At 65.4% G+C, this 12,454-nt stretch carries 8 protein-coding genes and 1 tRNA gene; 6 read left to right on the top strand and 3 right to left on the bottom strand.

Annotated features, from left to right (window positions below; genetic code table 11):
• Positions 1 to 138: 138 nt before the first annotated feature.
• Genes nudC through IWX75_RS04905 form a run of 3 tightly spaced genes read left to right on the top strand, consistent with a single transcriptional unit; the run spans position 139 to position 3,801 of the window.
• Positions 139 to 1,095, top strand: a complete 957-nt coding sequence (gene nudC / locus IWX75_RS04895) for an NAD(+) diphosphatase (RefSeq protein WP_196821119.1) — start codon at positions 139 to 141, stop codon at positions 1,093 to 1,095.
• Positions 1,095 to 3,200 carry an ATP-dependent DNA helicase UvrD2 gene (locus IWX75_RS04900; protein ID WP_196821120.1) on the top strand — a complete coding sequence of 702 codons (2,106 nt, stop codon included), beginning with the start codon at positions 1,095 to 1,097 and terminating at the stop codon, positions 3,198 to 3,200. The genes nudC and IWX75_RS04900 overlap by 1 nt, the downstream gene beginning before the upstream one ends.
• A 1-nt stretch (position 3,201) precedes the next feature.
• Positions 3,202 to 3,801, top strand: coding sequence for a M48 family metallopeptidase (locus IWX75_RS04905; protein ID WP_196821121.1), 600 nt, complete (start codon positions 3,202 to 3,204; stop codon positions 3,799 to 3,801).
• Between the two features lie 55 nt (positions 3,802 to 3,856).
• Here the strand turns inward: IWX75_RS04905 and IWX75_RS04910 are convergent, their stop codons facing one another.
• On the bottom strand, positions 3,857 to 5,263 hold the full coding sequence (locus IWX75_RS04910) for a zinc-dependent metalloprotease (protein ID WP_334684148.1): 1,407 nt from the start codon (positions 5,261 to 5,263) through the stop codon (positions 3,857 to 3,859).
• A 365-nt stretch (positions 5,264 to 5,628) separates the two neighbouring features.
• Here IWX75_RS04910 and IWX75_RS04915 point away from each other — a divergent pair, with 365 nt between their 5' ends.
• The 3 genes from IWX75_RS04915 to IWX75_RS04925 all read left to right on the top strand — a co-directional run bounded on the left by IWX75_RS04915 (position 5,629) and on the right by IWX75_RS04925 (position 10,068).
• Positions 5,629 to 6,723: a YlbL family protein gene (locus tag IWX75_RS04915; RefSeq protein WP_334684111.1), complete on the top strand. Its 1,095-nt coding sequence runs from the start codon at positions 5,629 to 5,631 to the stop codon at positions 6,721 to 6,723.
• A gap of 202 nt (positions 6,724 to 6,925) precedes the next feature.
• Entirely contained in the window at positions 6,926 to 9,940 is a 3,015-nt protein-coding gene (locus tag IWX75_RS04920; RefSeq protein WP_442858948.1) for a UPF0182 family membrane protein, read from the top strand.
• A 54-nt stretch (positions 9,941 to 9,994) separates the two neighbouring features.
• Positions 9,995 to 10,068, top strand: a tRNA-Met gene (locus IWX75_RS04925).
• 71 nt (positions 10,069 to 10,139) lie between these two features.
• Here IWX75_RS04925 and IWX75_RS04930 read toward each other — a convergent pair.
• Together IWX75_RS04930 and IWX75_RS04935 are read right to left on the bottom strand one after the other, a co-directional pair.
• Complete coding sequence (locus tag IWX75_RS04930; RefSeq protein WP_196821123.1) at positions 10,140 to 11,534, bottom strand: cryptochrome/photolyase family protein; 1,395 nt, start codon at positions 11,532 to 11,534, stop codon at positions 10,140 to 10,142.
• Positions 11,535 to 11,634: 100 nt separating this feature from the next.
• Positions 11,635 to 12,399, bottom strand: coding sequence for a PspA/IM30 family protein (locus IWX75_RS04935; RefSeq protein ID WP_196821124.1), 765 nt, complete (start codon positions 12,397 to 12,399; stop codon positions 11,635 to 11,637).
• Positions 12,400 to 12,454: the final 55 nt, after the last annotated feature.

The following is a 12,454-nucleotide window of genomic DNA, read 5'->3' on the forward strand; positions in this document are numbered from 1 at the left end:
TTCACAAGTTCAACGGTAGGGGCTTGCGGAGGTTCAGGAGTAATCGGTGTGCGGCGAGTCGCGAGGTGGGTAGCACTCTTCCTCCACGGAGGCTCATTCGAAATGTCTTTTGGGGGTGCGAGAAAGTACCTTTGAGTTATGACTGAACCCCTCCGGACCCTGGTTCTCCCACCGCTGGGGTCGTTACCGCTGTCGCGGTCCGAGACCGACCGGGACGGAGTCTTGCGGCTAGCTCCCGACCTGTTCGACACCCTGTGGGCGTCCCCGGAAACACTGGTCCTGGTGCTGGCCGGGGGACTTGCTCCCGTCATAGGCTCCAGGCTGAAGCTTTTCCCGGCGGGTGATATCCCGCAACCGGCCCAGCCCGTCTACCTCGGGCGGGTACTCCCGGGGGCCGTCGATGCAGGGAAGCAGGTAGTCCTTGTCGTCCTTGACGAACCGGATTTCGATCTTGCTGCAGAAGGAGAATGGATCGGACTGCGCGAGGTCGCGGCCTCGCTCGACCCCCGGGACGCAGGCCTTTTCGTCGCAGGTGCCGCAGTGGCCAACTGGCACGCGACCCACACCCACTGCCCGCGCTGTGGAAGCCCCACCATTCCCGTCGACGGCGGATGGGTGCGGCGATGCCCGCGGGACGGCTCCCAGCACTTTCCGCGCACCGACCCGGCAATCATCGTCTCCGTGGTGGATGAGGATGACAGGCTGCTGCTCGGGTCAGCAGTCACCTGGCCGGAGAACCGATTTTCGACCCTCGCCGGTTTCGTCGAGCCCGGAGAATCACTCGAAGCTGCAGTGGTGCGGGAAATTGCCGAGGAGTCGGGTGTCGAAGTCCACTCACCCCAGTACCTCGGTTCGCAGCCCTGGCCCTTTCCCGCCTCCATCATGCTTGGTTTCACGGCGGTGGCGTCGGGAACCGACCTGGTGCCCGACGGCGTCGAGATCAAGACTGTCCGGTGGTTCAGCCGCCGCGAACTTTTCGAGGCGGTGCGCGACGGCGACATCACCATTGCAGGAAGCGTTTCCATAGCGCGAGCACTGATCGAACGCTGGTATGGGGGGCCGCTCGACGAGGAGCCGGCCGAGGTACGCCCGTAGTGTCCGAACAGCCTTTCGAAGAACGAATTCTCGACGGCCTGGACAACGAGCAGCGGAGCGTCGCGAGTTCGCTCTCGGGACCGTTGTGCGTGCTGGCCGGGGCCGGAACCGGAAAGACGCGGGCCATCACGCACCGCATCGCCTACGGCGTACACACCGGTGTGTACAAACCGCAGCAGGTACTTGCTGTGACCTTCACCGCGCGGGCCGCGGCGGAAATGCGGACACGCCTCCGCGACCTCGGCGCCGGAGGCGTGCAGGCCCGTACCTTCCACGCCGCCGCGCTGCGGCAACTCCAGTATTTCTGGCCCTCCGCCGTCGGCGGTCCGATGCCGGCGCTCGTGGACCACAAGGCGCAACTCATCGCGGAGTCGGCGAGGCGCCTCAGGCTATCGACGGACCGGGCAGCGATCCGTGATGTCGCAGCAGAGATCGAGTGGGCGAAGGTGTCGATGCTGACGCCGGACAACTACACAGCGGCAGCAGCCGGCCGGGCCGAGCCGGCCGGGATGGACCTGACCACTGTGGCCCGGATCTTCACCGCCTATGAGGACCTGAAAATCGACCGCAACCTGATTGATTTCGAGGACGTGCTGCTCACGACTGTGGGCATCCTCCAGGAGGACGAGAAGGTCGCCGCCACCGTGCGGAGCCAGTACAGGCACTTCGTCGTGGACGAGTACCAGGACGTTTCCCCGTTGCAGCAGAGACTGCTTGACCTGTGGCTGGGCGAGCGCCGTGAACTGTGCGTGGTCGGTGACGCCAGCCAGACCATCTATTCCTTCACAGGGGCCACCTCGCGCCACCTCCTCGAGTTCACCAAACGGTACGAGGGCGCCCAGGTGGTGAAGCTGGTCCGCGATTACCGTTCCACGCCGCAGGTGGTGCGGATCGCCAATGCCCTGCTCGCCGCCCGTAACTCGGAAGCGGACAAGCGGGCCGTCGACACGTTCTGGTCCAAGCCGCTCGAACTGATCGCTCAGCGGGCCGCCGGGCCGGAGCCCGTGTTCACCGAGTGCAGCGACGACGAAGCGGAGGCCGCCGAGGTGGCCCGCCGGATCGGCCAGCTCCGGGAGTCCGGAGTGGCGGCGAGCGAAATCGCCATCCTGTACAGGACCAACGGTCAGTCCGAGGCTTACGAGCAGGCGCTAACCAGTGCCGGCATCGGGTACCAACTGCGGGGAGGCGAGCGTTTCTTCGCCCGACGTGAGGTCCGTGACGCCCTGCTCCAGCTGCGTGCCGCCGCCAGGGCCCAGGGGAACGACGACGTTCCCCAGCAGGTGAGGGACGTTCTCGCATCCCTCGGCTACACCTCCACCGCGCCGCAGAACTCCGGAGCCGTCCGCGAGAAGTGGGAGTCCCTGGCAGCCCTTGTGGGCCTCGCCGACGAGATCAACGCTGCGCGGGGAGCCGACGGGTTCACCCTCCAAAGTTTCGTCGCCGAGCTCGAAGAACGGGCAGCGGCCCAGCACGCACCTACGGTCCAGGGCGTCACCCTTGCCTCGCTCCACTCCGCGAAGGGCCTGGAGTGGGACGCCGTGTTCCTGGTGGGCCTCAGCGAAGGACTCATGCCCATCTCCTTTGCCGATACGCAGGAGGGCATCGACGAAGAACGCCGGTTGCTGTACGTCGGGATCACCAGGGCGCGTGCCCACCTCTACCTGTCGTGGTCTACCTCCCGGTCCCCCGGGGGACGCGCCAGCAGGAAGCCCTCACGTTTCCTGGACGTCCTTCGTCCTGCGGGATCCGGCGCCCAGGCTTTCCGCCAGCCCAAGGCACGGCAACCGAGGAAAGCCGCGGCGCCTGCGGTATGCCGGGGGTGCCGCCGTCCACTCAGTACCGGCTCGGAGCGGAAGATGGGCCGGTGCGGAGAGTGTCCGGCAACGTACGAGGAACACACGTTCGAGGCACTGCGCAGCTGGCGCCTTGAAGAGGCGAGGGAGAAGGACGTCCCGGCCTTCGTCGTGTTCACCGACGCAACCCTCATCGCTATCGCTGAGGCCCGGCCCCAAACCCTCGACGAACTGGGGGACCTCGCCGGGGTCGGCTCCGCCAAGCTCGAAAGGTACGGCGAGTCGGTCCTCAATATCATCGGGGACAGTTGACATGACGATCGACGGGACACGGGACCTGGTTGCCGTCACCGAAGGAACGAGGCCTGGGACGCTTTCTGCAACGGCAGGGCGTCCCGTCGTCGTCCGCCGTTCAACCCGGCGGAAGCGCACCGTCAGCGCCGACCTTCGGGACGGAAGCATCATCGTGTCGATTCCCGCCCATTTCTCGCGGCTCCAGGAGGACGAGTGGGTCGCGCGGATGGTGCGGCGCATGGGGGAGAAGTACCCGCCCCGGCTTTCACCCGGTTCGGATACTCCGCCCGAGGAGCTGCTGGCCCGGGCACAGGACCTCGCCGGGAAGTTCCTCGCCGGCCGGGGGATACCTGACACGATCGGCTGGGTGACGAACCAGAATTCACGGTGGGCGTCGGCAACCCCTGCGCGGAGATCGATCCGGCTGTCCACGAAACTGCAGGGCATGCCGGTCTGGGTGGTGGACTACGTAATTCTTCACGAGATGGCCCATTTGATCGAACCGTCACACAACGCACGGTTCTGGAACCTGCTCACGGCCTACCCACGCACCGAGACCGCGAAGGCGTTCCTCTCCGGGGTGTCATTCGCGCTGGGACGCGGACTCGACGGAGAATGACCCTTCGCTCGAGTGCTCCCGGCCGGAGAAGCCGCCGTCGGCTTCCCCGAATCCGCTAGGAGGGATTCTCCGGCTTGCCGTCGCCGCTGTCTGCAGCGCCGTCGTCGGCGCCTTCATCGCCGTCAGCCTCCCCGGTGGACCCCGACTCCGAAGTGCCGGGTGCACCTGCCGGCGGCGCGTCGAAGCCACCCGAAAGCAGCCTCTCGAGCGCGGCATCGACGTCGGCCTCCGATGACTCGACCAGTCTGCGCCGCTGGGAGAAGCCCGCGGGGTCATCGAGATCCTCGGCAGTCGGCAGGAGATCGGGGTGCTCCCAGATCGCGTCACGGCCCTGGATGCCCCGCTCTTCGAACAAGCGCGACCAGAGCGATGCGGCGTCACGGAGCCGGCGCGGCCGGAGCTCGAGCCCCACCAGGGATGCGAAAGCGTGTTCAGCAGGTCCGCCGGTCGCCCGGCGCCGCCTCACCATCTCCCGCAGGGCGGACGACGACGGCAGGTTGGCCGTTGCCGCAGCCGTCAGCTCGTCTACCCACCCCTCGACGAGGGCCAGCACGGTTTCGAGGCGCTCGAGCGCCGCGTCCTGCTCCGGCGTGCGTTCCGGCATGAAGACGCCCTGGGACAGAGCGGACTGCATACTCTCCGGATTCGTCGGATCGATGTCCCGGGCCGCCTCCTCGATCTTGGACATATCGATGTGGATGCCGCGCGCATAGCGCTCGATCGTCCCCAGGAGATGTCCGGTCAGCCAGGGCACCTGCGTGAAAAGGCGCGCGTGCGCCGCCTCGCGGACCGCCAGGAACAACAGGACCTCCTGTTCGGGAACATCGAGGCCCTTGCCGAAAGCCGCAACGTTCGAGGGCAGCAAGGCCATGTGTTCGTCGGACAGCGGGACACCGATGTCGGTGGATCCGACGACGTCCTTGGAGAGGGCGCCCACCGCCTGGCCGAGCTGCATCCCGAACATGGCGCCGCCGATGTTCTGCAGCATGGAGGAGGGCCCGCCCATCATGCCCATCATCGACTTCATTTCCTCGGGAAGCTGTTCGCTGATGGTTTCCGACAGTGCCTTCGCGATGCTCGTCGCCACCGGTTCGGTGAGGCGGCGCCAGGTTCCCATGGTCGCCTCGACCCATTCAGCGCGGGACCACGCGCGGCCGAGCTGGCCGGTACTCGGAAAATCCGTGACCGGATCCAGCCACATCTCGGCCAGTCTCAGTGCCTCGTCGACGCCGCGGCGCTGCGCGGTCGAGACCGTCGGGTCGCCGTCGGTCGCAGCAACACGCCGGGCGTGGTCGTGGGCGAGCTGCCAGTTGACGGGCCCCTCGCTGGGCGTGGAGAACATCGCCTGGACCTGCTGCATCATCATCATCATCGCCTGCGGGTCGGAGGGGAGGCCCGCGGCCCGCGCAATCTCCTGCGGATCAAACCCCTGCGCGTCGCCACCCATCATTCGCGCGATCATCTCGGAGAGCGGATTCTTTGGCGCGTCGTCGTCGCTGGAGGGATTGGAAGGGTTGGTCACTGATACCACCGGTCCTGGGATAGCGTGTGTTGCCCGCGCAACCCGGCGAAGAATCAGCCGGCGCGGTTGTCTGCCCCACGGTACCGGGCGTTCCATGGCGTTGTCCCGGAAAGCGGGTACCCGTTCGCTGTCGGCAAAGAGCTCCGCTCGGGAAAGGCGGCCCTCCGCGGGCAGGGACAGGCGGCAGCAGTGCGCGTGCCCTGGAAGCAACGCTTAGGCTGATGATGGAAGGCTCATAGTTGAAGGATGTCGCGTCGGCGGTTACTGCTGTTCAGGGCAGGTCCGAGGAAAAGGAAGAACCACCATTGACACACCCACCGCAGTTCAACACGCCCGACGCCGCTGGGGCGCGGACGAGGGACCCCCGTTTTTCGGCAATGGTGGTGTCCGGAGCGCTGGCAGTGGTGCTCGGTGGCATTTCCCTCCTGGTTCCCGCGCCCTACGTCGTCGAATCACCGGGCCCTACGTTCAACACGATCGGTGAAGTCGATGACCAGCCCCTGATCGAAGTGTCCGGCGCGCAGAGCTATCCGGCGGAGGGCGAGTTGAGCCTGACAACGGTCTTCGTCCAGGGCGGACCGAATGGGCAGGTGAGCATTTTCGATGCGTTCGGCGGTTGGGTCGATCCGCACCGCGATGTCCTTCCGGAGGAGATCGTCTACCCGCCGGGTACCACGCAGTCCGAGCTCCGCGAGCAGAACTCGGTCGCGATGACGTCGTCGCAGGAATCCGCTATCGCCGCTGCTCTCGCACAGCTCGACATCGATTTCGACGAGTCCTTGACGGTGGCAGGCCTGGCTCCGGACTCGGCGTCGGCGGACATCCTGCAGGAAGGGGACATCCTCGAAACCATCGACGGCACCGACGTGGTCAACATCGGCACGATCCGCACTGCGCTCGACGACGCGGCAGGGGATCCGGTCGCGCTCACGGTGGAGCGGGACGGGGCGCCGGCACAGGAGACAGTGGCGCCGAAGCAGTCCGAGGAAGGCGACTACCAGCTGGGCGTGCTGCTCAACTCCACGTTCCAGTTCCCCTTCAATATCACCATCCAGCTCGATAACGTCGGCGGGCCGTCCGCGGGGATGATGTTCGCACTCGGCATCATCGACACCCTGACCGAAGGCAGCCTCACCGGGGGGCGTTCCTTCGCCGGTACCGGGACCATCGACTCCGCTGGGAACGTCGGTCCCATCGGCGGCATCGCCCAGAAGCTGGTCGGTGCGCGCTCGGACGGCGCGGAAGTCTTCCTCGCTCCCGCGGAGAACTGCAACGAGGTGATCGACAACATTCCGGACGGACTGGCGGTGGTGAGTGTCGAGACGCTCGACGACGCCGTCGAGGCGGTCGAGGTACTGGGGAACGGCGGAGACGCGGCATCCCTGCCATCGTGCAGCTGAACACTGAAGGACACGGTTCGATTAAGGTCGGCGGCGATTCCCGTTCCCGGGGAACTGGATTGGGCGGCCCATGCGTGGACAGGGCAGAATGAAACCACGAAGACGGTGGCTGCACGCTGTTTCAGGTCCGCTCCTACCGGGCTCACTGATGGTGGTCCAGTCAAGGTCGTCGTGATCCGCAGCAGCCAACGATGAGGTAGATGTGACATCCGGACCAGACCGGCCATTCGGCAGCAGGCCGAGCCCAGCAAGATCCACCACCCGACGACGCAGTCCGCTGATCCCCACGATTATCGTGGTCGCTGTCATCGTCATCGCCTTCGTCTACCTCTCGCAGGTGTACGCCGATGTCCTCTGGTATGACCAGCTGGGCTTCCTCGAAGTGTTCATCACGGAGAACCTCTCGCGTATCGCGCTCTTCCTGGCAGCGTTCCTGATCATGGCAAGCGCTGTGTACTTCAGCCTCCGGATCGCCTACCGCAGCCGGCCGATCTACGCTCCTGACAGCGCGGTCCAGGACAACCTCAACCGGTACCAGGCCCAGCTCGAGCCGATTCGACGGCTCCTCATGCTCGGCATACCGCTGGTGCTCGGTGCGTTTGCCGGCACCGCGGCGTCCTCACAGTGGCAGCAGGTCCTGCTCTTCATCAACCAGGAACCGTTCGGCAGGGAAGATCCGGAGTTCGGGATCGACTACGCGTTCTACATGTTCTCGTTGCCGTTCTTCGGTTTCGTCACGGGATTCCTGCTCAGCGTCGTCATCATCAGCGCGATCGCGTCGATCCTGACCCACTATCTCTACGGCGGCATCCGTCTGGAGGAGAAGGGCGTGTTCACGACCAAGGCCGCCCGGGTCCAGATCGCCGTCGTCGCCGCCCTGTTCCTCCTTCTGCAGGGCGTAAATTACTGGCTTGACCGCTATGCCACCCTGCAGAACCAGGGAAAGTGGGCGGGTGCGCTGTACACCGACGTCAATGCTGTCATCCCCACCAAGGCGATCCTCGCCGTGGCCGCCGTCATCGTTGCCGTCCTGTTCATCGTCTCGGTCGTTCTGGGCAGATGGCGGCTGCCGGTGATCGGTACCGCGATGCTCATCATCACCGCTTTGCTCGCCGGCGGGGTGTACCCGTGGGTCGTCCAGCGTTTCCAGGTGGTTCCTTCGGAGCTGACCCTCGAAAGCGAATATATCGACCGCAATATCGCCCTCACCCGCGAGGCCTACGGCCTCGACGAAGTGGAGGTATCGGCGTACAACCCCACGGACGTGCCGCAGGCCGGAGCACTGGGCGACGACGGCGAGACGACGGCGAATATCCGCCTTCTGGATCCGAACCTCGTGTCGGATGCCTTCAGCCAGCTGCAGCAGTTCCGGCAGTACTACCAGTTCCCCGAGACCCTCAACGTCGACCGGTACGAGATCGACGGCGAGATCCAGGACACCGTCATCGCGGTCCGGGAACTCAACACCAGCGGCGTCCCGGCCGGTTGGGTCAATGAACACGTCTTCTATACGCACGGCTACGGCGTTGTCGCTGCGGCCGGGTCCACCGTGCAGCCCGACGGGCGCCCGGAATTCCTGCAGTCGGGAATCCCCTCCACGGGTGTGCTGGGCGACGAATCGACCTACGAGCCACGCATCTACTTCGGCGAGGAATCTCCGCTGTACTCGGTGGTGGGAGCGCCCGAAGGAACAGCTCCCAGTGAGATCGACCGGCCCCAGAGCGAGGAGTCCGACAACGAGTCACGCAGCACCTTCGAGGGGAACGGCGGACCGATGGTCGGCAATGCCTTCAACCGGTTGGTCTACGCCCTCAAATTCCAGTCCACCGATCTCCTGCTCTCAGACCAGGTCAACAGCGAGTCGCAGATCCTTTACGACCGCGATCCCGTGGAGCGCGTTGAGAAGGTCGCTCCCTACCTGACCCTGGACGGCAACAGCTATCCGGCGATCGTGGACGGCCGTGTGAAGTGGATCATCGACGGCTACACGACCAGCGCCGACTTCCCCTACTCGACGCAGCAGGAGCTGGAGTCGGCCACGGAGGATTCACAGACGGCAGAAGGGTTCACCACGGCGCTTCCGGCGGAGCGGGTCAACTACATCCGCAACGCGGTCAAAGCGACGGTCGACGCCTACGACGGCTCCGTCGAGCTGTACGCATGGGATGACCAGGATCCCATTCTGAAGGCCTGGCAGAACGTCTACCCGTCCTCCATCACGCCCTACAGCGAGATGTCAGCGGACCTCATGGCGCATATCCGTTACCCGGAGGACCTTTTCAAGGTCCAGCGCGAGCTCCTGGCCCGGTACCACGTCACCGAGACCGAGCCTTTCTACAGCAACAACGAGGCGTGGAGCGTTCCCGGGGATCCGACCCTGGGCTCCGAATCGACGGTCCGGCAGCCGCCGTTCTACCTGACGCTTCAGATGCCTGACCAGGACGCCGCGGCGTTCTCCCTGACGACGCCCTTCATCCCGTTCGTCCCGGTCGGCCAGGAGCCACGCAACGTCCTCTACGGGTTCCTTGCAGCCAACGGCGATGCCGGCACAGGCGAGGACGGCGTCAAGAGTGAGGACTACGGCAGGCTCACCCTGCTCGATTCCTCGGGCCAGGATTCGACCGTCGGCCCGGGCCAGGCACAGAACCTGTTCAACTCCGACACCACGGTGTCGCAGGACCTCAACCTCCTGCGCCAGGGAGCGTCGGAGGTCATCAACGGAAACCTGCTGACCCTGCCGATCGGTGGCGGGATCGCGTACGTCCAGCCGGTGTACGTGCAGTCCTCGGGAAGCTCATCCTTCCCGGTCCTGCGGAGGGTGCTGGTGAGCTTCGGGGACAACGTCGGTTTCGCACCGACGCTCGATGAGGCCCTCGATCAGGTGTTCGGGGGAGACTCCGGGGCGACCACGGGCGACAGCGAGAATGTCGGCGAGACTCCCGATGATCCGGCAGCGCCGCCCGCCGAGGGCGACGGCGGCACAGAGGTCGAGGGAGACGCCGGCGTGCCGCCTGTGGCTCCCGGAGGCACCACCGACGATCCGTCCGCCGACCTGAGGTCGGCACTCGATGACGCGAGCGCCGCGATCGAGGAGGGCAACGCAGCACTGGCCGAGGGTGACTTCTCCGCTTACGGCGACGCCCAGGACAGGTTGAACGAGGCACTCCAGCGGGCACTTGCAGCTGAGGAGCGGGTCTCAGCGGGCGCCGGCGGCTGAGGCACGGCCTCGATTTGCTAGTTCGCCCCGCGGCCGGTAACGTTAGTTATACGCCGCGGGGTGGAGCAGTTCGGTAGCTCGCTGGGCTCATAACCCAGAGGTCACAGGTTCAAATCCTGTCCCCGCAACCGAGAAAAAGTCTGGCCGACAGGAATGTCGGCCAGACTTTTTTGTTGCCTGATTAGTTGCGGGAACGGGGTCAGGTTCCGCGCAGCGCCTGGAACGCCGCGAGTGCCCGCTCCCGGCTTTCCTTCAGGTCGACGACCGGGGCCGGGTATCCCTCAGAGCGACCCTTCCACGGTTCGTGGATGTTCTCGGCGTCGGCGAGCTCCGGCACGTACCGCAGCAGGTACTTCCCCTCAGGGTCGAATTTCCTGCTCTGGGTCACTGGATTGAAGACGCGGAAGTACGGGCTCGCATCGGCGCCTGATCCAGCAACCCACTGCCAGTTCGCTGCGTTGCTGGCGGTATCGGCGTCAACGAGGCGGTCCCAGAACCATCGCTCGCCCACCCTCCAGTCCACCAGGAGGTTCTTGATCAGGAAGGAGCCGGTGACCATGCGGACGCGGTTGTGCATCCATCCCGTCTCCTCCATCTGCCGCATGCCGGCATCCACGAGGGGATACCCGGTCCTGCCTTTCTGCCACGCATGCAGCTCCGCTCCGGTCGAGCTCTCCCAGGCGAAGGCGTCGAACTCGGGGCGGTAGTTCTTCGTCGCCAGTTCTGGGTTGAAATACAGGAGTTGCCAGCAGAACTCCCGCCACCCGAGCTCGGAACCGAACACCCGGATGTCCTCGCTGACGGCAGCATCCCGGCGCTCCCGGGCCGCATGCCAGATCTGGAAGGGACTGATCTCCCCGAAGCGAAGGTGCGGGGAGAGCCTGCTCGTGCCTTCCGTGGCCGGGAGGTCCCGGTTGGTCCGGTAGCCCTCCACCCGGCTGTCCAGGAAATCATCGAGCCGCTGGTGGGCGCTACCCTCTCCGGGAGTCCAGGTGTTCCGCAGGCCCTGTGCCCAGTCGGGCGTCGTCGGCAGAAGCGCCCAGTACTCGAGCTCGTCCGAAACCGGGGGAGGGCCGCCCCGAAGCGAAGAGGGAGCTTCGAGCGGGGCTCTCGGGGACTGCCGATCCATGCAGGCCCGCCAGAAAGGGGTGAACACCCTGTAGGGCTCTCCGGACCCGGAGGTCACGGCCCAGGGTTCGAAAAGCAGGTTCGCCTGGAAACTGTTGGCCCTGATCCCGTGCTCACCGCACCAGACCTTGATGCCGGCGTCGACGTTGCGCTCGGCCAAGCCGTAGCGGCGGTTCCACAGCAGGGTGTCGGCTCGGGTCTCTTCAAGTAGCGCGGGTATCACCGACGCTGCAGCACCACGCCGCAGGGTGAGGTGCACGCCGAGTTCGGCGAGGTCCCTGCCCAGCGAGGCGAGCGAGTGGTGGAGCCACCAGCGGGACGCGCCGCCGAGCGGTCGGATACCGGGGCTCTCCTCGTCCAGGAGGTAACACACGACGACGTCGTCCCCGCTTCGTGCCGCCTCGGAGAGGGCGGGGTTGTCGGAAAGGCGAAGGTCATCGCGAAGCCACACCACAGTTCCAGCCATGCGACCAACTTACCCGTCCCAGGGGCACGTTGACGCGGGACTTGAACGCACTACGCCGCAGCGTTGCCGCTACGGCGTAGTGTCTGGGTGGACAGCGGTGCTAGTACTTCGGTGTTTCCGTTCCCTGCTCGAGTGCCGAGGGCGAGGATGACGCGCTGCCGGACTTCAGTGCTGCGAGGCGGGCCTCGATCTCCGTCTGCTCGCCGAGATCCTCAAGGCTCTCGAACTGGGCGTCCAGGCTGGAGCTGGCCAACTCCTGCTGCCCGCGGACCTTTGCTTCTTCCCGGCGGATCTTCTCTTCGAAGCGTCCCACCTCACTGGTGGGGTCGAGGAAGTCGATGCTCTTGACGGCGTCGTGGACCTGCTGCTGCGCCTGGGCTGTGCGGGAGCGCGCGATCAACTGATCACGCTTGCTCGTGAGCTCGTTGAGCTTGCCCTTCATCTGGGTCAGGCCGTTCTTGAGCTTGCCGACGATCTCCTCTTGCGACGCGATCGTGGGCTCTGCGCCCTTCGCCTCGGTCTCGGCGGTGATCTGGCGCTGGATCGCAACCTTCGCGAGGTTGTCGAACTTCTCGGCGTCCACCGGATCACCCGCGGCGCGGTAGTCGTCGGCTTTTTTCGACGCCGCGAGAGCCTTGTTCCCCCAGCTGCGTGCGTTGTCGAGGTCCTCCTGGTAGTCGTCCTGGATCATCCGGAGGTTACCGATGGTCTGGGCGACGGCGCTCTCCGCCTCGGCGATGCTGTTCGTGTAGTCCCGGACCATCTGGTCCAGCATTTTCTGCGGGTCTTCCGCCTGATCGATCACCGAGTTGATATTGGCCTTGGCCAGTTGTGCGATTCGTCCGAAAATTGACTGCTTTACCATGTTTTTTCCTTTCATCGTCTGACTGAATATGGACTGCATGCCGGAAGCGCAGAAG

Source organism: Arthrobacter sp. CAN_A6 (assembly GCF_015751715.1).
Classification (GTDB): Bacteria; Actinomycetota; Actinomycetes; order Actinomycetales; family Micrococcaceae; genus Arthrobacter_D.

Bases quoted from the DNA above. Each gene is read 5' to 3' on its own strand.
- IWX75_RS04905 (WP_196821121.1), top strand. From the start codon at position 3,202: ATGACGATCGACGGGACACGGGACCTGGTTGCCGTCACCGAAGGAACG.
- IWX75_RS04935 (WP_196821124.1), bottom strand. From the start codon at position 12,399: ATGGTAAAGCAGTCAATTTTCGGACGAATCGCACAACTGGCCAAGGCC.
- IWX75_RS04910 (WP_334684148.1), bottom strand. From the start codon at position 5,263: ATGATCGCGCGAATGATGGGTGGCGACGCGCAGGGGTTTGATCCGCAG.
- nudC (WP_196821119.1), top strand. From the start codon at position 139: ATGACTGAACCCCTCCGGACCCTGGTTCTCCCACCGCTGGGGTCGTTA.
- IWX75_RS04930 (WP_196821123.1), bottom strand. From the start codon at position 11,534: ATGGCTGGAACTGTGGTGTGGCTTCGCGATGACCTTCGCCTTTCCGAC.